Annotated in this window: 27 protein-coding genes and 1 pseudogene; 8 read left to right on the top strand and 20 right to left on the bottom strand. The window is 39.0% G+C overall.

Features of this window, described 5'->3' with window-relative positions; all coding sequences use genetic code 11:
• The first annotated feature begins 404 nt into the window (after nt 1–404).
• From ACFWE9_RS11105 to ACFWE9_RS11090, 4 genes are all read left to right on the top strand, one after another.
• A complete protein-coding gene (locus ACFWE9_RS11105) occupies nt 405–1,010 on the top strand; it encodes a protein kinase family protein (protein ID WP_230158915.1) in 606 nt (201 codons plus the stop codon).
• Nucleotides 1,011–1,041: 31 nt separating this feature from the next.
• The gene (locus tag ACFWE9_RS11100) at nt 1,042–1,485 is read left to right on the top strand and encodes a DUF6376 family protein (RefSeq protein ID WP_230158913.1); all 444 of its coding nucleotides are present in this window, start codon (nt 1,042–1,044) and stop codon (nt 1,483–1,485) included.
• 162 nt (nt 1,486–1,647) lie between these two features.
• Nucleotides 1,648–2,076: an SRPBCC family protein gene (locus ACFWE9_RS11095; RefSeq protein WP_230158912.1), complete on the top strand. Its 429-nt coding sequence runs from the start codon at nt 1,648–1,650 to the stop codon at nt 2,074–2,076.
• On the top strand, nt 2,077–2,463 hold the full coding sequence (locus tag ACFWE9_RS11090; protein WP_230158911.1) for an ArsR/SmtB family transcription factor: 387 nt from the start codon (nt 2,077–2,079) through the stop codon (nt 2,461–2,463).
• 42 nt (nt 2,464–2,505) lie between these two features.
• Here the strand turns inward: ACFWE9_RS11090 and ACFWE9_RS11085 are convergent, their stop codons facing one another.
• The 9 genes from ACFWE9_RS11085 to ACFWE9_RS11045 form a co-directional block, all read right to left on the bottom strand.
• Nucleotides 2,506–5,355, bottom strand: a complete 2,850-nt coding sequence (locus tag ACFWE9_RS11085) for a YhgE/Pip domain-containing protein (protein ID WP_230158967.1) — start codon at nt 5,353–5,355, stop codon at nt 2,506–2,508.
• Nucleotides 5,356–5,357: 2 nt separating this feature from the next.
• Nucleotides 5,358–5,864 carry an RrF2 family transcriptional regulator gene (locus ACFWE9_RS11080; RefSeq protein ID WP_230158910.1) on the bottom strand — a complete coding sequence of 169 codons (507 nt, stop codon included), beginning with the start codon at nt 5,862–5,864 and terminating at the stop codon, nt 5,358–5,360.
• Nucleotides 5,865–6,054: 190 nt separating this feature from the next.
• Nucleotides 6,055–6,411, bottom strand: a complete 357-nt coding sequence (locus ACFWE9_RS11075; protein WP_290370586.1) for a thioredoxin family protein — start codon at nt 6,409–6,411, stop codon at nt 6,055–6,057.
• Between the two features lie 241 nt (nt 6,412–6,652).
• Nucleotides 6,653–7,945: a family 8 glycosyl hydrolase gene (locus tag ACFWE9_RS11070; protein WP_230158907.1), complete on the bottom strand. Its 1,293-nt coding sequence runs from the start codon at nt 7,943–7,945 to the stop codon at nt 6,653–6,655.
• Nucleotides 7,946–7,960: 15 nt separating this feature from the next.
• Nucleotides 7,961–8,317, bottom strand: a complete 357-nt coding sequence (locus ACFWE9_RS11065; RefSeq protein ID WP_377356764.1) for an O-methyltransferase — start codon at nt 8,315–8,317, stop codon at nt 7,961–7,963.
• 7 nt (nt 8,318–8,324) lie between these two features.
• Complete coding sequence (locus tag ACFWE9_RS11060; protein ID WP_230158903.1) at nt 8,325–8,498, bottom strand: hypothetical protein; 174 nt, start codon at nt 8,496–8,498, stop codon at nt 8,325–8,327.
• Between the two features lie 35 nt (nt 8,499–8,533).
• Complete coding sequence (locus ACFWE9_RS11055) at nt 8,534–9,226, bottom strand: glyoxalase (protein WP_230158902.1); 693 nt, start codon at nt 9,224–9,226, stop codon at nt 8,534–8,536.
• Between the two features lie 223 nt (nt 9,227–9,449).
• Entirely contained in the window at nt 9,450–10,097 is a 648-nt protein-coding gene (locus ACFWE9_RS11050) for a pentapeptide repeat-containing protein (protein WP_230158901.1), read from the bottom strand.
• A gap of 241 nt (nt 10,098–10,338) precedes the next feature.
• Nucleotides 10,339–10,818, bottom strand: a complete 480-nt coding sequence (locus ACFWE9_RS11045) for a DUF4306 domain-containing protein (RefSeq protein WP_230158899.1) — start codon at nt 10,816–10,818, stop codon at nt 10,339–10,341.
• A gap of 149 nt (nt 10,819–10,967) precedes the next feature.
• Here ACFWE9_RS11045 and ACFWE9_RS11040 point away from each other — a divergent pair, with 149 nt between their 5' ends.
• Nucleotides 10,968–11,618: a DUF6944 family repetitive protein gene (locus ACFWE9_RS11040; protein ID WP_230158897.1), complete on the top strand. Its 651-nt coding sequence runs from the start codon at nt 10,968–10,970 to the stop codon at nt 11,616–11,618.
• On the opposite strand, the pseudogene ACFWE9_RS11035 reads toward ACFWE9_RS11040, so the two are convergent.
• Both ACFWE9_RS11035 and ACFWE9_RS11030 read right to left on the bottom strand, forming a co-directional pair.
• Nucleotides 11,606–11,984: pseudogene (locus ACFWE9_RS11035) on the bottom strand (VOC family protein). The gene ACFWE9_RS11040 and the pseudogene ACFWE9_RS11035 overlap by 13 nt on opposite strands.
• A gap of 187 nt (nt 11,985–12,171) precedes the next feature.
• A complete protein-coding gene (locus tag ACFWE9_RS11030) occupies nt 12,172–12,522 on the bottom strand; it encodes a hypothetical protein (RefSeq protein ID WP_230158894.1) in 351 nt (116 codons plus the stop codon).
• A 163-nt stretch (nt 12,523–12,685) separates the two neighbouring features.
• Here ACFWE9_RS11030 and ACFWE9_RS11025 point away from each other — a divergent pair, with 163 nt between their 5' ends.
• Together ACFWE9_RS11025 and ACFWE9_RS11020 are read left to right on the top strand one after the other, a co-directional pair.
• Nucleotides 12,686–13,105 carry a MarR family winged helix-turn-helix transcriptional regulator gene (locus tag ACFWE9_RS11025; RefSeq protein WP_230158966.1) on the top strand — a complete coding sequence of 140 codons (420 nt, stop codon included), beginning with the start codon at nt 12,686–12,688 and terminating at the stop codon, nt 13,103–13,105.
• Nucleotides 13,106–13,117: 12 nt separating this feature from the next.
• Nucleotides 13,118–14,317 carry an MFS transporter gene (locus ACFWE9_RS11020; protein WP_230158893.1) on the top strand — a complete coding sequence of 400 codons (1,200 nt, stop codon included), beginning with the start codon at nt 13,118–13,120 and terminating at the stop codon, nt 14,315–14,317.
• A gap of 231 nt (nt 14,318–14,548) precedes the next feature.
• Here ACFWE9_RS11020 and ACFWE9_RS11015 read toward each other — a convergent pair whose 3' ends face one another.
• Genes ACFWE9_RS11015 through ACFWE9_RS11000 form a run of 4 tightly spaced genes read right to left on the bottom strand, consistent with a single transcriptional unit; the run spans nt 14,549 to nt 17,705 of the window.
• On the bottom strand, nt 14,549–15,784 hold the full coding sequence (locus tag ACFWE9_RS11015; RefSeq protein ID WP_377356760.1) for a hypothetical protein: 1,236 nt from the start codon (nt 15,782–15,784) through the stop codon (nt 14,549–14,551).
• A 27-nt stretch (nt 15,785–15,811) separates the two neighbouring features.
• The gene (locus ACFWE9_RS11010; protein WP_230158890.1) at nt 15,812–16,645 is read right to left on the bottom strand and encodes a hypothetical protein; all 834 of its coding nucleotides are present in this window, start codon (nt 16,643–16,645) and stop codon (nt 15,812–15,814) included.
• On the bottom strand, nt 16,642–17,328 hold the full coding sequence (locus ACFWE9_RS11005; RefSeq protein ID WP_230158889.1) for an ABC transporter ATP-binding protein: 687 nt from the start codon (nt 17,326–17,328) through the stop codon (nt 16,642–16,644). The genes ACFWE9_RS11010 and ACFWE9_RS11005 overlap by 4 nt, the downstream gene beginning before the upstream one ends.
• Complete coding sequence (locus ACFWE9_RS11000) at nt 17,325–17,705, bottom strand: GntR family transcriptional regulator (protein ID WP_230158888.1); 381 nt, start codon at nt 17,703–17,705, stop codon at nt 17,325–17,327. The genes ACFWE9_RS11005 and ACFWE9_RS11000 overlap by 4 nt, the downstream gene beginning before the upstream one ends.
• Nucleotides 17,706–18,013: 308 nt before the next feature.
• On the opposite strand from ACFWE9_RS11000, the gene ACFWE9_RS10995 reads away from it, so the two are divergent.
• On the top strand, nt 18,014–18,685 hold the full coding sequence (locus ACFWE9_RS10995) for a glycosyltransferase (protein ID WP_377356757.1): 672 nt from the start codon (nt 18,014–18,016) through the stop codon (nt 18,683–18,685).
• Between the two features lie 166 nt (nt 18,686–18,851).
• Here ACFWE9_RS10995 and ACFWE9_RS10990 read toward each other — a convergent pair whose 3' ends face one another.
• The 5 genes from ACFWE9_RS10990 to ACFWE9_RS10970 all read right to left on the bottom strand — a co-directional run bounded on the left by ACFWE9_RS10990 (nt 18,852) and on the right by ACFWE9_RS10970 (nt 22,574).
• Nucleotides 18,852–19,436 carry a GrpB family protein gene (locus tag ACFWE9_RS10990; RefSeq protein WP_230158964.1) on the bottom strand — a complete coding sequence of 195 codons (585 nt, stop codon included), beginning with the start codon at nt 19,434–19,436 and terminating at the stop codon, nt 18,852–18,854.
• 196 nt (nt 19,437–19,632) lie between these two features.
• Nucleotides 19,633–20,040, bottom strand: a complete 408-nt coding sequence (locus ACFWE9_RS10985; RefSeq protein ID WP_356714451.1) for a GrpB family protein — start codon at nt 20,038–20,040, stop codon at nt 19,633–19,635.
• A gap of 157 nt (nt 20,041–20,197) precedes the next feature.
• The gene (locus ACFWE9_RS10980; protein WP_230158884.1) at nt 20,198–20,545 is read right to left on the bottom strand and encodes a hypothetical protein; all 348 of its coding nucleotides are present in this window, start codon (nt 20,543–20,545) and stop codon (nt 20,198–20,200) included.
• Between the two features lie 153 nt (nt 20,546–20,698).
• Entirely contained in the window at nt 20,699–21,307 is a 609-nt protein-coding gene (gene uptA / locus ACFWE9_RS10975; protein WP_230158882.1) for an undecaprenyl phosphate transporter UptA, read from the bottom strand.
• A 100-nt stretch (nt 21,308–21,407) separates the two neighbouring features.
• A complete protein-coding gene (locus ACFWE9_RS10970; protein WP_377356754.1) occupies nt 21,408–22,574 on the bottom strand; it encodes an MGDG synthase family glycosyltransferase in 1,167 nt (388 codons plus the stop codon).
• Nucleotides 22,575–22,577: the final 3 nt, after the last annotated feature.

Here is a 22,577-nt window from a genome sequence, read left to right as displayed (position 1 = left end):
CGATAATTTCCCTTGGAAGGATAATGCGAATAAAAGATATATCAAAATAATTATTTCGCACTCCAATTAATTGCTTATAAGAAGTACATTTTTTTAAATGTATCGAATATATATGTAGGGTAAGCAGGAGGCCATCCAATCCTAATATTTGACGGATTGAGGCCATAAACTATATAATTACTATATATTTTTATATGAATCCTTCTGTTAAGGGGAGTAGCTATACAATAAAGTCGTCAATACAGGATTTTTTATCCTCGGCTTTATTGGCAACTGATTTTAGTTGTTTGCAAGACCTTGCCGATTATTTGGTGAGGTCTTTTACTTTTTAAAGACGGTATAACCAACAATCGGTTATACCGTCTTTTTTTGAATCAAAAATTGAACAATTAGGGGTGAAAAGTATGCAAAACTATAATGAATTAGCTCAAAGCGTTAAGATTTCCGATGATAAAAAAAACATCTTGCTTGATGTCGATCAATCTTTATCACTTATCGGAAAGGGCCGCAGCGCTTATGTTTTCCGAATACATTCCACCAATAAAGCATTAAAAGTATTTTTCCCGGGCCACACTCACACAGCTAAGGTAGAAGCTGAAATATACAAAACAGTCCAATCCATCGACTATTATCCAACTCTATATGATGCGGGAATAAATTATCTGGTTATCGATCACATCGAAGGCTACACTCTATTTGAATGTTTAACATTAGGAATCCCGATAACGAAAGAAAACATCGAGGAGATTGACCATGCCTTACAATTAGCAAGGAAAGAAGGATTGAATCCTTCTGATATCCATTTAAGAAACATCTTTATCACCTCCGAAAAAAAGGTGAAGATCATTGATGTAGCAAGGTTCAAACAAGTGAAATCCTGCAATCAATGGCACGACCTGAAAAGTGCTTTTCACCTTTTCTATTCGAAGTCATTTTTTCCGAAGAAAATCCCAAGCTTCATATTGAATTCCATAGCAGCCATTTATAAAAAACGATTCTTGCCCATCTGATCATCACTATAAAATCACAATGGAGGCACATATGAAAAAAATAATAACCATAGCTTTTCTGTCCATTCTTACATTAAGCGGGTGCTCGCTTTTGGGAGAAGTCAATTCATCATTGGAATATGCCGATAATGCGACAGAGTATGTAAGTACCATTAAGGAATTTTCCAATGAAGTACCTGCATTATCCCAAGATGCCGTCACGGATACCGAGGCAAGAAAAAATCTTGAAAAAGAACTGCAACTGATGAAAACGGAGATTGAAGAATTTAATGCAATCGAACCACCTCAAATCGCTGAAGGCATCCATGAAAAAATCGTCCAATCAAATCAACAGCTGTCAGATGGGATTGAATTATATCTGAATAACATTGAAAATGGTCAACTCGACCCTAAGGCTTTGGAAGATTCAGAGATTATGCAATCCATCGATAATATAACAAGCTTAGCAAAACAAATTGAAGAATTGGGTAATTAAGAATCATTCCATAGACTGGCGTCCCCCCTCTCTTTGGAGATTTTCATGAATAAAACAGAATGGCTGGAGACAAATTATTGACATGAAACCAAAAGGTTTTATATAATCAATAAATGCGAAACCAAATGGTTTTATATTTTTCAATAATAAAGGAGAATCAGTATGGAAAATCAACCAACATTACAAGATGTCAAGCAGACGGTTATTCTTGAAGCGCCTATCCAAAAAGTTTGGGATACAGTATCCACTGCAGAGGGGATAGCTTCATGGTTCATGCCAAATGATTTTCAAGCGAAAGTGGGACATGAGTTCCATGTGCAATCACCCTTTGGCCCATCTCCTTGTAAGGTAATAGAGATAGATGCTCCTCATCGGCTTTCATTCACTTGGGATACGGACGGTTGGGTCGTTTCGTTCATTTTAAAAGAACTGAATGGTAAAACCGAGTTTACCCTTATTCATGGTGGTTGGAAGCAGCCGGATACGATTCTTCCGAAACCGAACGAAAAAAGCTCAGTGATTCGCGATAGGATGGCACATGGCTGGGAACAGATCGTTCATTTAAAACTGAAAAAGGTTGTTGAGGGCTAAGTGTCTTCAGCAGAAAAGTATGATGTTTTTCAGGCTATCGCCGACCCAACCCGAAGAAAGGTCCTTCAATTGCTTTCAGAAGGGGAATTGCCTATTTCAGAAATCACTTCTCACTTTTCCATGAGCCGTACAGCGGTTGCCAAGCATCTACATATTCTTTCTGAAGCTGAATTAGTCAGTGGCCGGAAGATAGGAAGAGAGAAACGCTTTCGGCTTCAGCCAGAACCTTTAACGGAATTGAAACAGTGGCTTTCTTTTTACGAAAAATTTTGGGATAACAAACTTTCCATCCTTAAACATGTTATTGAAAATCCAGGAGAAGACGGGTTAAAAGTCATTGAAAAAGAAAATGATACACAGATGGACAAGCCTAATGAAATAACATAAAAAAACCCCCGGTGCATTTAAACCGGGGGTTTTCTCATAATTTTATGCATCCATTTCAATATTTTGTTCTTTGCGCTTCCGTATAACCATCGTTAGCAATAAGAACAGGTTAAATACGATGATGCATCCAGTAAGGAACAGTATACTTGTTGTTAAAGCATCCGCTCCAAGGCTCGTGCTCATTGCCTGACGGAAGCCCATGACAGAATACGTCATTGGTATGAACGGATGAACCGCACTGAAGAAGTTATTGGTCAACTCCACAGGGAACATTCCTCCGCTTGCACCTAGCTGTAATACAAGGAAAATCATCGCTAAAAGGCGACCTGGATTTCCAAAAGCTACGGTTAAGAAGGTAACAATGAACATGAAGGTAAGGGAAGTCAATATGGAAACTCCTATGAATTGCCCCATATTCTCGACCTGTAAATCCATTCCCCAAATCATGATCGCATCCAAAACTAGTGCTGAAAGCGTCGCTTGTATAAATAGGACCGTGAATTTACTGAACCACCATGCCACTCCTGATGTTGGTCTTGTAGACGGCATGCCTGTCGGAAATCCCATATTGAAGGCAATCGCTCCTACAAATAACCCTAGAGACAGCACATAAGGAGCTAGAGCATGACCATAATTAGGTACCTTACTGCTTTTTTGTTCTTTGACCTTTGTTGGTTCAGCGATCATGCTGTAATTATCATTCGTTGTTTTATTTTTACTTATCTCTTCAGCACCATCACTTAGTTTTTCCGAAAGTTCGCCCGTTCCATCTTGTAGGGTCGAGATTCCATCCCCCAATTTACTTGAACCTTCGGCAAGTGCTGATGAACCTTCATTGATCTTACCTGCACCATCAGTAAGTTGGATGACACCATTGCTTAAAGTGGGCAGATTGCTTGCTAATTGTTCAGTACCTTTAACAAGTGCTGATGAACCATTGTTCAAGGATGCTGAGTTGGCATTCAATTGATTGGCTCCATCGGCAAGTTTGTTCGCCCCTTCGCCAACTTGCCCAACACCCAATGTATACTTCTCTAAACCAGTTCCTAAAGAGGCGGAGCCTACTTGAAGTTGTGAAACTCCATCAACCAATTGACCAGATCCCTCAGTTAGTTTTGATAAGCCATTATTTAACGATGAACCACCTTGTGCTAACTGATTGATTCCATTCACTAGTTCTGGTGTTCGTTCATTTAAACTTTGGGTTGCCGTCGTTAATTGATTGCTGCCTATAACAGCCTCATTCAACCCGGTATTCAATTGGGTTGCACCCGGAATCAATTGATCCTCCAGTGCGCTTCTTAATGCTGCATATCCATTTAATGCTGAAACAGTGTTAGGATTCACTTTATTCACAGCGTTATTTAAGTTGGTCACCTGTTCAGGAAGCTGACCTAAACCATTCAATACTGGCATTACTTTATCCGTCAATTGTGTTGATAAGTCGGATATATTTGCTGCAAGAGACGATGCAATTTGCTTTTGGGCTCCTGCTTGGATTTGAAGCTCGTTTTGAATGGCCCCGATTAATTCTGTTTGTTGTTCACTTGTCATACTTTTGTATGCTTCAGTGTTTTGAACGGACTGGATCGTGCTTTGTCCATTGTTCTCAATCGTTGATTGAAGTTCCGTCAAAGCTCTTTGGCTATTCTCGAGATCTTTAGTAATGCTGGATACAGTACCGGACGTGCTGCTTCCTGCAGGAACCGCTTTTTGCAATTGATTTACACCGCTTTGAATACTTGTAAGTCCTTGCGTAAGCTGACTCAGCTGTTCGTCTGTAGGCAATTGACCATCCATCTTCTTCAGTCCGACATTTAACGCTTGGCTTCCTTCTGAAAGTTTAGTGATTCCCTCATTTAAACTCTGCTGACCCGCTGCCAGCTTCGGGATTCCTGTAGATTGGTCCGTTAATTGGTTTGCACTTTCTGATAATGTATTCAAGCCATCATTTAAATTCGCACTGCCCGTTTGAGCTTCCGTCAATCCAGTATTTAAATTTTGGGCTCCTGGAACGACTTGGGCCAGCCCAGTGGAAAGTTGGGAAGAACCTTGTACAAGTGCTTCACTATTATTCGTTAATTCCCCTGTGCCTGATGCAAGTTCGTTCACACCCGTTTGCAACTGTCCGACACCGGAAGTATATTGTGAAATCCCCTTGTTCAATTCCGTCGCACCACGTTCAAGTTTATTGACTCCATCCAAAAACTTGCCAACGCCAATTTGAAGTTTATTCGCTCCATCTTTAAAAGTTAATGTACTAGAAGCTAATTTATTCAGATTGTCTGTCACTTCTTTGTTTCCATCTTGCAGTTTTTCAGCGCCATCATCAAGTTTCGATGCTCCATCCGCTGCGTCACCAAATCCTTCTCCGATCTCGTCCAGTTGCGAGAAGATCGCTTCCGCATATTCCTTTGTTACACTTTCAGCAATTTCCGTTTTTAAATTATTCGTTGCCTGTTTTCCGACCGTTTCAGAAACGAAACTGCGTCCAGGATTCACATCATACGTTAAATTCATTTTCCTAGGCTTATTATCCATGACGGTCGAAGCATTTTTAGAAAAGTCCTCTGGAATGGTAACGACCATATAATATGTACCATCATCGAATCCTTTTTTCGCTTCTTTTTCCGTTACGAAATGCCATTCTAAATCATCATTGTCCTTTAATTGTTCAACAAGCTCATTACCGATTGTTAAGGTCTTACCCTCATACTCTGCCTTCACATCATTATTCACGACGGCAACAGGCAGTTTACCTGTATTGCCGTATGGGTTCCAAGCAGAACTAAGGAATAGCCCCCCATAAATAATCGGTACAAACAGCAAAACAATAGCGACACCAAGCAGTTTTCGATTTGTTAGGAAAAGCTTCCATTCTTGTTTTAACATGTTCACTCTTTTTCACCTTTCTTTTCACGCAATAATTCACTCAATGACGACGAATTCCAATTAAGAGTTGGAATATCCGTGGTGCCAAAGCTTTCTTTAAGCAAATCTGCTACTGTTCGGCTGGAAAAGAACTCCATTAATAGTTCATCCGCTTGAGAAAACATCCGACGAAGAACGTCCATACCCTTTTCTGCATACTCTCCATCTTTAAACGCTTTTTCTATAAGTCCTGTATCTGGAAATATCGAAATCGGGCCTTCCATCGCTTCAATAATTTCAAGGTTTTTAATCTTATCTACACTTTTGGCAAGAGAAAGGCCGCCATTATTACCAGGAACGGAAGTGATTATTTGCTTCACGACCAATTTCCTTATGATTTTTTTCAAATAAGAAGGAGACACTTCTAACCTCCTGCTGATCTCATTAGACGCCAGCGGGACATTTTTATCCTGGGTAGAGAGTATAACTATGATGCAGATGGCTTGCTCGACCCCTTTTGTTAATTGCAAATCCTTTCACCTCTTTAAGTACTTATATGGATGTTAGATATCCATAATGGATATTTGGTATCTATAATTAAAACCCGTTTCATCTTAAAAATCAAGTTATTTTTAGAAAAAATTACTAAAAAGGCATTTGCGACCTCAAAATAAGGTGAACCCCGCATGATGACATCATGCGGGGTTCACCTTTGCCATTTTACAGGTCATTTAAAAATTCATTTACTGCCTCTGGAGTTTTTGCATTTGCACTATGCAGATGTGCAATCTTTTCACCATTTTTGAAGACTAATAAAGATGGAATCCCCATTACGGTTTGCTCTTCAGAAATCTCAGGGAACTCGTCACGATCGATCGTAAACCACTGTTTGTCTTGATGTTCTTGAGTGATCTCATCAATGAACATGTCTAAACGTTTGCAGTCTGGGCACCAAGTAGTTGTAAAAATCCCGACTGTCAGTCCCTCTTGTTTGATTTGTTCACGGTATTCTTGTTCTGTATTAATATTTTTCATGATTGTCTCCTCCGAGCTTTTCTTTTCATCATCATACTTCAATCCATGAATGAATGTACTCAAGGATTAATATATAATTAATTCCTTCACAGTACAAACGGTTTCTCCTGGATTTACCTTACTCTTGTCCGGTTTATGTGTTGAATGTTTAAAGCTTGCTTATAAAACTTTACCTCAGTGTTCACTATGAACATGAAAAAAACCACTGATCCTATGGCCTTTTCTATATCATTCATATTGGGAAAGTAAGCTGTAAGTGACCTATTCTTCAAATCTTGGACATTCATGTATTGGAATATGGTGCCCACCAATTGCCTGAAACCACAATCAATGTCTGTAATTTAATCGTATTGGCAAAATAGTCATCATCGTCTTGTTCCTGCATCATCCTATTCCATAATCGGTTAATCCATTGCTGATTGGACGGATCAACCATGGCACTCACCATGAACGGAGCAACAAAGCTTGTACTATTTCCTTCTTCTACAGTTTTTCCGCTAAGTGTATAGCCGGATTGGATATTTTCAGGGTTACCACCCGTTTCCGCTTTAATCCAATCATTCATCTTCTTTAGCTGCGGCAGCGCTCTGTCATCACCAGTCAGTAAGTAATCAATCGTATAGCGCCAAGGGGTCCTACTGCTGTTCCAGCTATAATTGCCATCATTCTCCCCTTCCAAAAAGTCAGCTTGTGCCGGCCTGTATCCTCCCTTGGATTGGACAATGAAGTCCGGCATAAGTCCGGTATTACCGCTTTTCTGCTCATAAATGGAATGAATGATATGATAAGCCTTATCCGTTACATCTTCCCATTCATGATTCCCTGTTGCCGCCTCAAATGACTTCATATGATTGAGAAGAAGGTCCGATGCACGAGTTGATTGCCCGTATACATCATCATTATCTTCCGCCCAGTCTCCTAGTTTAATCATCGATTGCGATCGATTTATTTCATTCGACATGATCGCCTCCATGATGTCTTTTGCTCTGGCAAGATAGTCGATTTCCCCTTCACTTCCCCATTGACGATCAGCCAATAATAACGAAAAAGCGATATCCATATCACCATCAGTTGCTGAATCAGCATCACCTGGTGTATTTATGATCTTACCCGATTTATCCTTTACTTGCTGCCAAGCCATTAAAGAAGGATCATTGATACTTCCATGCGCTTTATAAAACCGATAGAGACCGTCGAAATACTGCTTATCCTTGCTGCCTGCCATGATTGCCGTTATCATCATCCCGTAACCATGTGCTTCAGAAACGGTCACTGCGTTTTTGGGTTCTGCATATCCTTTATCATTATAAAAAATATAATATTCATCTTTTTTATCGGCAGGCTGCTTAAGGTATTCATTTTTCCAAGTTTCATAAAATCCGGCTACGGCCTTATCCATTTCCTCTTGTGACACATTGTTTGGTTTTATCGTTCCTGATTGATAGACTGTATGCTGTGGAAATGGCCTTTTACTGCCCATCTCTTTCTTTGTGGATTGAGACACTACTGCAATCGTGGCAATGATTCCGAAAACGATCACGCCTACTATTATGGTTAAACTACCTCTTTTTTTCATGGCTGGCTCCTTGGCTTATGGTGTTTTATTCACTGTATTGAGCGAACTATAAACAATTGTATGTAAACGACGATTTTTCATTTCATGCTCCGTGAACGATTCCAGGATGACGGTCCCAGGCCGCGAAAGTTCCAACGCCCATATAAGATACTCGGGATTATTAGGTTTATCAGCATCAATAAAAATAAGATCGAAACTGGACAATCCCTTTTCTTTAAGAGCTTGCAAAGTTTTGAGCGCCGTCCCGACAATGATATCGATTTTATTGGCCATTCCCGCATTCTTTATATTCTCCTCAGCCACTTTAGCATGCTTAGCCTCATATTCAAGCGTTATCAACCTGCCATCAATCCGGCAACGCCCGCGATCCAAACACCGCTTAGCCGCCAAGAGTTCCAATTCCCACTATTCTTTTCGCTCCACTGGTTTTTGCGAGTAAATGAAGGCATTTCCCTTGGCCTGGGGATACATCAATGGCAGGCAGCCCCGCTTCTGCATTTGCTTTCAATATCGAATTCACGATGTGTTCAGACGTTTGAAGCTTTTCACCCAAAATATAAATCTACCTCATTCCAAATTTCTGATCAATCAATCATCCCCCTTTTTCAATTTCATATATCCTTCCCCATCCACTGAAATTGTTATTTGCTCATCAATGACTATCGAAAGTGGAAAAATTTCCGATTCTCTTTTCGAAAAGATCCAACGCCTTTTCCTAGGGCCTAAAAGTAAAAACGAGCCTGCTTCATGTTCCCCTATAAAATTTAAACCATCTTCTCTTATCGGCTCATCTTTCCTTACGGGAATACCCAAACCGATCAACTGATTTCCTAGTACTCTAACTTCATCAGTCGTAATGTTTATTTCGCTAATGCACAGGACTTCTTGAGCAGAAAAAGACACTGCCTCAGATTTCGGTGAAACGGCATATCTCGATATGAACTCGACAATGTTGCCTGAAGGGTCCAAAAAATAAAAGGCATGTGCATCCGAAAAGCTAAAATAAACTTCGTCCTCATCATCTTCCCTAGTTAATTCCACTTTTGATTTTGCCCATTCTTTTGCAGCAAGAAATAAATTGGTCGGTATGTTCATCGCAAAATGATAATAAGGCTTTTCTTCGTGTAGATATTTTTTAATTTCAAGTACACTGTCCCCAACTTTAATTTCAAAGCCATCTTGAGTATCCGCGAGCAACTCAAATCCTAACTCATTAACATAGAAAGTACGCATATCATTCAATGCATGACTATATAAAGTGACCTTATTGATAATCAACATTTCCACCCCCAACCCATCTAACAGATATTGTAAAGCAATGTTGTGTTTGTGCAAACATTCTGTACTCTTCATTCACATAAAAATATATGTATTTCAAATGGATGGAATACACCATGTTTTCATGGATCCACCGTATCGGCCAGCCAACTAAAAAAGAGGCCACCAAATTGTGGCCCCAAAAGTCATCGCAAGCTCTCAGTTTACGATTTTATTTATCACAGGTTCATGCTTTAATTTTTAGTCCAAGCATCGCTGCAAAGCCTATCGCTTGGTCAGGGGAAACTTCACATCCATTTAAATCTTCCAGGGATACGGTTAGCCTTTGAAATTGAGAACTGCTAAGATCAATTCCTTTAAGCGGAGTCCGAGAAAAATTCACTTCGTTTAGTTGACATGTATCGAACATCACTTTCTTGAAATTACACTCATAATAATCGGCACTGTCCAAAGAGCAATGTTCGAACTTCACTTGCTTTAAAGCAGCATAACCAAAAGCACTTAAATTTAAGTTACAATTCTCAAATAGGACATTTCCTAAACTGGCATCGGAAAGATTAATGCCTAGTAATTTGGACTCTCTGAATTCAACCCGATGAATCGAGCCACCCATGAAATCGGCATTCGTCAAATCACAATGGTCAAAAATTACATCCGTCAGTTCAATATTCCTGAATGATACATCACTGAATGTCACATGTTTAAAGACAACCTGTGATAAAACGATTTGGTCCATCTTTTCTCTATCAATCGTGCAATTAGTTATGATACAAGAATCCAGATAAGGCTCATCTTTATAATAAATTTCCTGAAAATTTGCTTGAGTTAAGTCCTTGGGAATCTTTGGCTGTTCAATTTTGATTTTGCCTGACATATTATCACCATTTCACTTTATTCTTTTAAAAAACGATTGAAGGCATTAGGTCCGTAACTGAATATAGCAATTGGTCTACTAATTTCGACTTAACTATAAACCATATTTCAGGTAAGTTCAATTCTTTAGAATATCGCTGAAATGACTATTAATTTTGGTCATTTTGTGTCACCTATTTGCAAAAAAAAAAAATGTCTCGTATGTATCGGCAGCTTCGCTGTTTCATTTGCATGAAGTGACATCATATTTCAGTCTTGAATCCTTTTGACATCCAAAAATAATATAGAGCTGCACCCATTATGGATATCATCCCGCTTATGAGAAAGAAAACTTGAAAGATAGTTCCTCCTACCGTCGGGGTATTGGATACAAATACGCTTGAAAGCAGAAAAAGGGCACCCAATCCAGACAAAAATAGAGCCATACGTTTTATACTTCCTTTGAAAAGGATATAACCCGTAAGTATGATTAAGTACGAAGCTGCAAGGATCATAAATATTGGAAATGTCGGCTTGAATTTCGCGGCATACACAAAATAGTCCAAATCCGAAATATCTTGGGCATCCATCACTTGATCATCCGATGCTTGTGAAAAATATGTTGAATACTTCCATTCCCACGGATTATCAAGAATTTCGCTGCCTTCATACCAGGTACAAACTGAAAAAAGCAAAAAGAAAATTGCAGCGATTATCATTTGAAAAATATATTTAAAAGACATGCCATCACCTCCAATCGCCATTATACCAATAAATGGTTAAAAATTATATCATTCGTCCACTCGTGCTCCTTACCTGACTTTAAGCAACATGAAACAAACAATGGCTTTTGAATAATATAATGTAACCACTTTTAAGGAGCGTTTGAGATATGACCACTCATGGAGATGACCTCCTTATTTCAGGAGCATGGTTATTAGGAATTGGCACACTCGCTGGTGCAATCGGTCAAACCCGGCAAACTTTAACGGGTACTAACCTCGGAAAAGATCTGCTCTTAAAAGGGAATGTCATTGAAGCCGTTGGAAATTCGCTGCAAGCAATCGGTCGAACAAAAATGATAAATCCGGAAAATGAACTTTCGGAATCCTATTTCATTTTCGGTGCTTGGCTTGAGGCTGCAGGTAATACAGCAAATGCAGTTGGAATAGATATGCAGCTGAATGGCTCAGAAGATGAGGGCACCAGAACGGATGCGCTCGGCAGTGGAATCCAAGGCCTAGGTGCCGTTTTTGAAGCAATCGGGGCATCTTTGACGGAGGAGTCCCTTTCACGATCTCTTGAAATTAAAGGAAATGCCCTCATTGCGGCGGGCTCTTTTTTTGAATCTATTGGGAGTATTTTCATTTTAAATAAAAAAAAGCGAATGGGAGAGCAAATCCTTTTGCTTGGCAGCTGGGCCCAGGTTTTCGGTGCATTTATATTAATCGAAGCATTTTACCTTGGTCCAGAACCTGAACAACCCGAGAAAGGTAAAGATGAACATAACGGCCATTATAGCTATGCCAACTATTCCGTATGATCCATTAAGGGGCCGCGAGTTCGATTTTCGAAATATACAGCATAATGACCCTACCCAACGGCGATGGATGCTTGTCAGCATATAGGATGGTAACTCCACTGTTCCTTACCTTTCTGGTGATCTCATCAACCAGTTGCCGGGAAGTGGCGTGAAAAACTAGATGGTTAAGACCCACTCGCCCCCTATGATAGGGAATGTCAAGAAACCTTGTTTCCGTTTGTACAAAAACGATGTACATCTCACCCGCTTTCCCACTCCTGAAATCGCTCATAGCCCATCTCGTCCAAAACCAGCCCCCAAAATCAATGGTCCTCTTTTTAAACATGAAACATACAGCTCAATATGATGGATGAAACCTTTTGACAACTGTCATCCCCACATGTCCCGGCGTTCAAATTTTTTCAGTGCTCTTGGAGAAACGGGCATAATATTATGATGCGATAACCTTAGTCAAGGTTTACAGAACAAAAAAGGGCTGCTACATTACAGTCCTTTTCCCCCGCCCCTTTATCAAACCAATAAAGGTCTCTATACAACACTTATGCAGGTCCACTTATTTTAAGATTTCGTCATAAACCTCCCCACCGCCATTTATTTTGATAATTTTCAGGCGATTGGTATTTTTGACGAAAACGGTTTTATATTGTTTTTTACCGTTCAGTTCAATAAGGAATACTCGTTTATCATCGTTATCCGTTTCCTTATTGAAAGTATAGTCTTCGTTGCCGATTTGCTCGATGATTTGGTCATATTCGGGTAAAGAAGACCACTTCTCATGTTTAGGACTTGTTTGAGTTTCATCTGCTGTTTGCACAGATTTTTCCCCGTTTTCATCCGCTTTGTCATTATTGCAAGCAGTTAGCATTGTTGCTGCGGCAATCAACGCGATCATAGATTTATACATACTTCACATCATCTCCTATTCCTATATTCCCCCTCATTTTAACTAAAAACCAATTTAACTAAACAATTCAAATCCGAGTGGACAAAATGGATTAATTTTGATATTATAGTTACTCAGGGTAACAATTACTCTTGGTAACTATATATTATAAGGAGTGTTTCTAATAAAGACTTTCCAAAAATTCTTTCAAGAACTATTGCTGCTGTACCGGCCTTTTGAAAATAATTTAAATATACAGCTGAACCAGCATGATTTACACCGAGCGCAATGGTCCATATTGCATTACTTATCCAATTATGGTTCTGCAACTCTAGTAGAACTGGCCAATTACCAAAATGTTGAAAAACCCACGATTACGAGGACCATCACCCGTTTAGAAGAGCTTGGGTATGTCGAGCATGTCCCAAGCAAGGATAGACGCGAAAAAAGAATGCGGCTTACGGAGCTTGGATCAAAGATATACAGTGAAGTCCGCGTGACAATCGATCGATACGAACAGGACATCCTAAAAGGGATCACCGAAGAGGAACAACTCGCAGCCATCCGCATCATGGGCGAAATAAGAAATAACATCATAAAGTAAGGAGATAATAAAATGGAACAATCCAGACCTAAATTATGGACGAAGGACTTCATCATCGTTTCTTCCATTAATTTTTTCATAACTTTAATCTTTTATTTATTGATGGTGACACTTGCCATCTATGCTGTAAATGAATTGCATGCATCTACAAGTCAAGCAGGACTCATATCGGGTATATTCATAATAGGAACATTAATCGGACGTCTATTCATCGGCCGTTTCATTGATTCAATCGGCCGGAAGAAAACATTATTCATCGGTTTGATCTTTTTCACATTGACAACCATTCTATATTTTGTGGATCTAGGAATTGGCTTCCTGCTCGTTAACCGGCTGATTCATGGTATGGCGATGGGGATGGCTAGTACTGCGACAGGAACGATCGTCGCTCAGATCATCCCTACAACACGAAAAGGCGAGGGCATCGGCTATTACAGCATGAGCGCGACACTTGCGACAGCAATCGGCCCTTTCATCGGTCTTTATATGGCCCAACATACAAGCTTCAAAGTCATTTTCAGTTTCTGCCTGGCATTAGGGATTATCAGTCTGATTACAGCATTCTTCTTGTATGTACCAGCATTGAAAGTAACGGCAAAAGTATCTGAAAGTAAAGGATTCAAGCTTTCCAATTTTATTGAACCGAAGGCACTGCCCATTTCATTCATTACACTGTTATTGGCATTCTGTTATTCCAGCGTCCTTTCTTTCATCAGTTTCTATGCCATAGAAATCGACCTGGTCAATACTGCAAGCTTCTTTTTTGTCGTTTACGCAGTAGCCGTATTATTATCACGCCCTTTCTCAGGACCGCTAATGGACCGGAAAGGCGCGAACTTCATTATGTATCCAGCTTTCATGATTTTCGGTGTCGGGTTGCTCCTACTAAGTATATCAACCAATAGCTTCACTTTATTGGCAGCTGGTTTCCTCATCGGCCTTGGATTCGGTAACATGCAATCAAGCTCACAGGCTATTGCCGTGAAATTGACACCTCCTCACCGTATGGGAATGGCAACATCCACCTTCTTTATCATGCTTGATGCAGGACTTGGGTTTGGCCCTTATATTCTGGGATTCATCATTCCAGTAACAGGCTATAGCACACTTTATGTCATCCTTGGCGTTGTGGTCATCGCAACTTCCGTTCTTTACTACTTCTTGCACGGCAGGAAAGAACGGACTGCACGAGCAAAAATCGTTTCCATTTAACCGATAACGGAAAAAAGGATATCCTATTGGAGGATATCCTTTTTTCATGGCCTTTGTTCCACGAGTTCGATTCTTGGAATCTGTCCGAGATAAGCAGTCCGTGAAATTGCACATGGGAATTCGTCAGTTGTTGGTGATAATTCGACCTTCAGTGAGATATTTCGACCATTACTAAAAAAGAAGCCGCTCAAAAGTTTTTACTTTTGAGAAAGCTTCTAGTGATAGTGGTCCTTATTTGACTTCTATATTTTCTACATAAAAACCAAGATTTTTGGTCTTCTTTTGCTCTGCTGATTGGATGACTGTTTCCCCTTTATATAAAGTCTTTCCGGTCTTTAAATCGGCGATCAGCAATTGAGGCGGTTTAGTTTTATAATCCATTTCTTCTGGATATCTGTCATTACCTAGAAGTAAATACACACTTCCATTCTTAACGGTGGCGAAGTATTCTTCATTCTTATGAACAGCTAGGTCTAGCTCTAGATCCTTCGTTACCTTTTGACTGCTTAGATCAATCGTCTTAATGTGATAATTGTTGGATTGATTATCAACTACGTATAGATTTTTCCCATCCCCAAAGCCTTTTCTTATCTTGTCTAGGCTAAGCGATTCATTTTTTGGCCATTTAACATGTTCCATTTTTTCCGTTTCATAATTATAAGATAGCAGTTTGCTTTCATTTGGCCTTTCCTCATACGAACCATCCTCATGATTTACCCCTTTGATTACAGAAAATAAAATCATGTTGTTTGACTGGGTGGGAGCAACATCAACTGGCATCCCAACTTCGACTTGGTCATTGCCTTTATAAGTTTCGGAAAATAGAGTTTTATCGCTTATTACTTTCTTATTAGCTAAATCGATCGTATACAGATGAACCTCTTTCGTTTGCTTGTCATCGTTGGAATTCACATCATTAGTCGTTAATACCTGTAGCTTTGAATGGACCAATTGCACATCCACCACATTCGTATTCATTTTTCTCACTTGATCGGGAAGTTCCAAACTGAAAGAAGTTTCATCGTTGCCTTTCTTCTCCAATAAAGCGATATCAAACTCCGCTTCCATGTTTCCGTTCTTTGTGAAATCTTCATTCACCGAGGCGTAAGCTAGGAAATCACTGTCTTCATAAAAAGAATCGATGTAATCCTTCCCACGCATAAATGAACGATGTTCTTTCATTAATCTTCCCATTTGAGCATCTTGTCTTCCAGTTAAACTTTCAAAGTAAGACTTTTCGCTGTCATATGTTGTTTGATTGGATTCAATCGTTAATGATTCATAATAGGGATCGGCTTCATGTGAACCATGTATGATTACCGGATCAAGCTCTTTGCTACTACCTTCTAGCTTCTTGAACGTATACATTGGAAGTCCTGAAGCGGAGGAAGCTACTTTGACATAATAGGTCCCGATGCTTAAAATGACTACCAATCCAATTATGATGCTGCATAGATAACGTTTCACCTTGTTCACTCTCCTTAAAAGTTGTTGTTATACAGTAACGCGGTTTTTTAATAACCAAGAACCAAGCCAAATCGAAATTCCTGTCACGATGATTCCTAAAGCGATCAGTGTTCCAACAAGTTCACCAGGGTAAAAATAGAAAACATCACTTGCCATTGCGAAAACAGGAGTTAAAAACAACGCTGCAGCTATTCCGCAATACACCAAGCCCAAAATGATACCTTTTATACGGAAACTTCTTTCAAACATGATCGCTGTAAATAATATAGCCATGACCATTAGACCGATCCCATAGGAAAGCAAGAATTGCGTGAATGTAGTTGGAATAATTAAATTCAAGACAGGATTGAATTTGATTATTCCAGCAGACGACATTTCCATGTTCAAGAACGCTTCAGGCACCCTTGAATCAAAAAGGGCATTTTCCATTGGTAAAATGATAATCTGCCAAGCAATCAATCCTAACACCATCAAAAAGATGGCCGTGGCCTTGGAAAGGTAGATCGACAATCTGGATGTCGGTAACATCAATAGGCGATAAATGAACGTATTTTTTCCAAACCAATCACGATACCATATAAGGAAAATGTAAAAAATAAGAGCAACGGCACTGAGCGCGATCGGTCCTTGAAACAAAAGCGTATTGGCGATATGGGTAAAATCAATGCCTCCATAATTGGTAATATAAGCGGCCTCCGATAGTTTTTCTTCCGACATGATCTTCCTGGCATCATTAAGAAGACTGTTCGTTACAATGATCACTCCAGCAAATTGTGAAACCAAGGTGATCAACAATAAGCTAAGATAGATTTTACTGAAACGGTTGATTTCAAAGTTCACTAGTTTTAAATAACGCATCATGATTGATACACCTCTCTCATTACATCGACTACCGATTTCCCTTCCTCTTCACGCATTTCTTCTGTATTGAACTCTTTCAGCACTGTACCATTATCCAATAAAATGACCTTATCGATTAAATGTTCAATATCACCAATTTCATGGGTCGTGATGATGACGCCCCTGTCTTCAATAAGGTGACTTGCAAAGACATCGGCGATTTGCTCACGGCTAAACATATCGATGCCCGAAAACGGTTCGTCCATCAGTACATAATCCACGTCAAGGGACAGACCCAGCATTAAGTTAAGCTTAGCTGTATTCCCTTTTGACAATTCCGAAATGGGGGTCTCCTCTTTCAGCTTAAAGAATCCCATTAATTGATTGGCTCTTTCCGTGTTCCATGATGTATAGAAATCCTCCATGAACACCATTGCCTGTTTAACCGTCATTTGCGGAAGCATCGTTGGTGCGTCTGGAATGAAGGTGATTTTTTCATAGCTGTCCTTTGTCATTTTTTGATCATCAATCAGGATTTCGCCTTTATATGGCGTCAAGCCCATAATGGCTTTGAGTGTAGTCGTTTTACCGACACCATTTATCCCGATCAGACAAGTGACTTCCCCTTTATTGGCGGTAAAAGAAACACCGTCCAAGATTTTCTTCCGGCCGTAATTCTTAGAGATTTTTTTTACTTCGATCATTCTTCTTCCCCCTCCCTTATTTCTTCCGAATATTTCTCTTTAACCACACGAAGCAGTTCATCAACTGGCACATTAATAGGACGGATCGCATCGACAAACGAATCAACGGCAGCCAGAATAAGTTCCTGCCTCACAGCCTGTAAAACCGTTTCGTTCGTCGTAATTTGACTGGGAAAATTTCGTTCAGTATGAATCAAGCCCTGTTCCTCCATTTCTTTATACGCTTTTTGAGCAGTATTAGGATTTATGTTCAATGAAGCGGCCAGTTCTCTTCGAGAGGGAATTTCCTGTCCGGCCACGAATTTGCCAATGGCTATTTGTTCTTTAAAATGCCTAACGACTTGCAGATATACCGGTTCCCGGGTATTTACGTTCATAAAAAACCACCCCCTATTTATTAAAAAAAGTCTGATTGTCTTGCGTGTATGTACCAAGTGGTTCATACACCTTATGGATGTACTATACCCGTAATACACCTAAGCTGTCAATCCTGTATTTCAATAAAATGAAAAACTCGAATACGCGGTGCTAGTAGTTTACACAACCGTTAGTCATGCGGTGATTGGCATTAACTCGGCAAAAATAAGGTGCATTCAATGGGTCAGTATTATTACCCTTAACGGTTCCGAATTTTTCCGTGAAGAGTAAAACCTGTAAATTACTCAAATAATAATGGAGCATTTAAATGTATATAAAGGAGATGATTTTTATCAAAAACCGATTTTTAACATTAATGATCTTGTTTATGTCTTTTGCTTTGATCTTTTCTCCTCTAACCACTGAGGCAAAAGGAAAAGGGGCTCAACAAAGACAATGTATTAGTAAATCATCGGAACAGCTAAAACATTCTTTACAGAAACTTTGGATTGACCATACTATATGGACAAGAAGCTATATGGTAAGCGCCTTATCAGATTTGGATGACAAAGAAGAGGTACTGAATAGGTTATTAAAAAATCAGGATGATATAGGAAATGCAATCAAACCTTATTATGGCGATGCAGCTGGCAACAAACTAGCTGAACTGTTAAGGGAGCACATCGTTCTTGCAGGAAAAGTGGTGGATGCAGCAAAAAGCAGAAACCAGGAAAATCTGAAAAAATTTAATGCTGAATGGTATAGAAACGCTGATGATATTGCTCTTTTCCTTAGTAAAGCCAATCCGAATTGGAGCAATGATGAATTAAAGGAATTGCTATATACACATTTAAAATTGCTTACAGACCAAGTTGTATCCAGAATAAAAAAGGATACAGATGCGGAAATTTCTGCTTTTGATAAAGGTGAAGATCATATTATTAAATTGGCTGACACCCTAACAGAAGGGATTATCAAACAATTCCCAAATAAGTTTTAAAACTTAATAAAAAACAAATCCCGAATCTATCTCTTTCTTTCAAAGATAAAGTCGGGATTTTATTTGAGGGTGTACTTTTAACGGGGTAGATCCATACTTTTGCTAAACCCCGTTTAACTGTTTCATCTCCTAAACTTCGTAAGGGTGACTTAGATTCAACCTTAACCTAAAACTTTGGATTTCCACACTCACTTGGCATCATATCCACTTTATCAGCATCATGATCACCCTGCTTATTCATCGATTTCAGCCAGTGTTTTGCTCGTTCATCCATCTCTTTTATAAAATCATTTTTCCCGTTTACATATCCATTGATATCATTCGGGAATTGTGCAGCCAAGCGCTGTTTCAGCTGACTATATCTTTGTGCTTCATAGGAATGGGCCAACATATAGTCCCGAAAAGCGAGGTGTCTGGCTATTTCTTCATGTCCTTTTTGAAACATGTGAATATGGTGCGTCCTCTCATTCCCGCCTTTACTAAAAAATCTTCGTCCAGCGATCCCATTCTCTCCCCTGGCTTCATAACCTATCTGTTCCATTTTTTGATTAAACCCAACGACACGTTCTATACTACGAACGACTGCCAAAATATCTATTACAGGTTTGGCATGAATGGCAGGTATCGCCGTACTGCCAATATGGTATAGCCCTATCAATTCATCCCCAAATATATCCTGTAATTCTTTGCATTCACCTTGAAACAGAATCGACCACTCTTTCTTATGTGAAACGACCTCGACCTTTCTCATGAAAGCCTCCTTTTTCCAATGCAGGTTATATCTCATTGATCTGGAGCGTGCAAAAAATAATAAACGTTTCCTTTTTAAAAAAATCACATACCCATTACGTTCTTTATTCGCTTGTTCCAGAACAAATTGAATAAATGGAGCTTTCGATTCCGTATACCCACCACATCAGCTGGATGGATTTGAGATAATTCCCGTTTTATTGCTGATGTTGGTTCCGTACGTTAGGATGAGTTCTTAGATAATCCCTAAATGAAAGTTGATTTTTCCACTGTTCACTTCCGTATTTATAGAAATGCAAATGGTGTGTCCCCGCTCTCCATTGACCTTTTCTAAAAAAACGCCTTTCGGGAAATTCCTTATGTGCGACAAATACATACCCAATCGATTGCAAGGGTTCAATGAACATATCCACCTCATCTAAATGATGAACGCCAGCCATGATGTCCAAAATGGGTTTTGCCCCCAATCCTTCGACAGATGTACTTCCAATATGCTCAACAAAAAGGGGATAATTTTTTAATGCCTCCATTATCCTCGCTTTTTCCTGTTCGAACTCACTTACCCACTCGGGCTTATAATCTTCGATTTTGATTGGTTTTTCCATTTAATCACCCACTTCCATGAAGTTTCGGCAAACATCTTTTTTTCCATTTCGTTCGAATGACGATCTATCTTCTTATGTTCATAAAGGACATATATGTGGGGTCATTTCGGATTTCCTTCACTTCATATTTTCACTTTCTCAATTATGTATTCGTGGCTCATATTTTGTAATTAGTTTCTTTCATTTCTTTTGGAATAATCCCAAATTTAGCGATTAAAAGCATCGCAAGAAACCCAAAACAACAAAAACTCGTATTATCACTTGTGAAAAATGCATCTGGTATAATCATTAATACTAATAATAGATTCAAAATATAAGAAAAAAGAAAGCCCACATAGGATAGGCAAGATAGATAGTTCCCAATCAGTCTCCTCTTGTAATGAACATCATCAGATTTATTTCCTTTTATGATGCTAACGCATTGCCTAATTTCTCTAATAAGACCGTATGTGAAACCAATAATCAACAGAGCCACAATAAGATAATCAACTATTGCTTTCTCCACATTATTATCCTCCTTGGTAATAGGTATTTACTCACATTATATACGGATAACACATACCAAAGTTTCAAAATAAAGGGAATAACCCTAGAGATTCACCATCTCGTCGACAAAAAAAAAAGACCACCTAATAGGAGGTCCCTTCACTATTTAAAATCATAAAAAACCTTTGTTTTTCTTTTTTTTCATGAACCCGCGAATGATCATTCCGGCAATAATGAGGATCGCCACGAATGCGACTGGCTGGATATAGGGCTTGGCCATCTCGTTAATCTGGTCCCAATTGCTTCCTAACTTCATCCCGAGGAATACAAAAAGCACAGACCACGGAAGTACAGCTAGCAGCGTATAATTCGTGAACTTCATTAATGGCATTTTGGAAATCCCTGCTGGAATGGAAATAGCATGTCTGACAACCGGAATGAACCTAGCCGTAAAAATGACGCTTGGTCCATATTTAGTAAACCAAGTTTCCGATAGTTCAATATGTTTTTTGTGAATGAATATATACTTTCCATATTTTTCTAAAAATGGTCTTCCACCATAATATCCGATTAAATAAACAAATATCTGAGCGATGGTTCCGCCAATTGTTCCAGCAATAACCGCGCCAACAAAGCCAATTTTTCCTTGGGAAACTAAAAAGCCCCCATAGGATAATACAATTTCACTTGGAATAATTTCAATCATAAGTCCAAGTGTAATTCCTAGGTACCCATAATCCATGAGTGTAAGTAAAATAGATTGGATAAAGTCGTTTATCATTCAACTTCTCTCTTTCGTTTTCTTTCTTTTCTCTTATATGAATCTCGAATGTTATTATTAAAAATGGGGCCGCTTGACGGCAGGAAAAATAGAATGTCCCCTAGCTATAAATAACTTTTGACTGATTTGTGAAATATGATGGCTTATCGGCTTGTTTCAGATTAAGAATCATTTTCATAATTTCAACCATTCCCTCAGGGTTTTCCAATTCCAGTTCCTTTTGATAGGTTTCGATCGATTTATCCCACTGATCCATTTTTTCATGGTCCTTTAAAATAGTAAGCATTTGTTTTTCAAATGAAGATTTAGGATTGATTTCAAATACAAGTTTATTGTCTTTTAAATACTGTAGATTAATTTCCTCCTGTCCTGGCAGCATCGAATGGACGAAAATCGGAAGCCTTTTTCGAAGTGCTTCACTAATGGTGACACCACCTGGTTTCGTGATGATTACATCCACTTCATCATAAATTTTGTTCATTTCAATTCTTGATGAGATATAAGGCAATGGTTTAATATGAGCTAAACCCCATGTATTAATCTCATCATGTAGCTTTTTGTTGTTACCACAAAGTACAAAATAATCAAAAGCGGTTGATTTTTTTAATTCACCAGCTAAATTCAAAATCCCGCCCAAACCACTATTTCCTCCTGAGATTAAAACTTTGGGGCGATCTGTGTTGTTAAATACACGTGCCCTTTTAGTGATTTCCTCATGCACAGGAATACCTGTTACCATCATACTATGTTTCGATATTTGATTCTTGCTTAATAGCTTTTCTTTCAATTCCTGACTTGGAAGAAAGTGAAAATCAATCCCATTGCTTCCCCATACATTATTAATAAAGAAATCCGTATACACGTTTATAATCGGGGTGCTGCACTTCCCTTTTATCTTTAACTGGCTTAAAAGATAGGAAGGGAATCCGTGTGTACACACAATTAAATCTGGCCTTTCCTCCGCTATCAATTGTTCCATTTTTTTCAAAAATATATGTTGATACCATTTAAATGAACGTTCCTTCTGCGAGTTAACGTAAAAAAGGTTTTTGTAGGCGAGATTATAGCTTTCTGGTGCATAACGGATCCATTTCAAATAACCGGTTGTTATCATTTTTTCTAAAGAATTATTCGTATAACTTAACAAATCTACTTTTTTCAAAATAACTCCGTCTGTATGCTTTTTAAACATATCCATTAAGGCCTCTGCAACTTGATGATGTCCCGACTGCATGCGGAAGAGAGGTAAAAACAAAACCTTCTTCATATA

Source organism: Peribacillus sp. NPDC060253 (assembly GCF_042727425.1).
Classification (GTDB): domain Bacteria; phylum Bacillota; class Bacilli; order Bacillales; family DSM-1321; genus Peribacillus.
The sequence above is the reverse complement of the archived record's forward strand: the minus strand, read 5'-3'. Positions and strand labels throughout refer to the sequence as shown.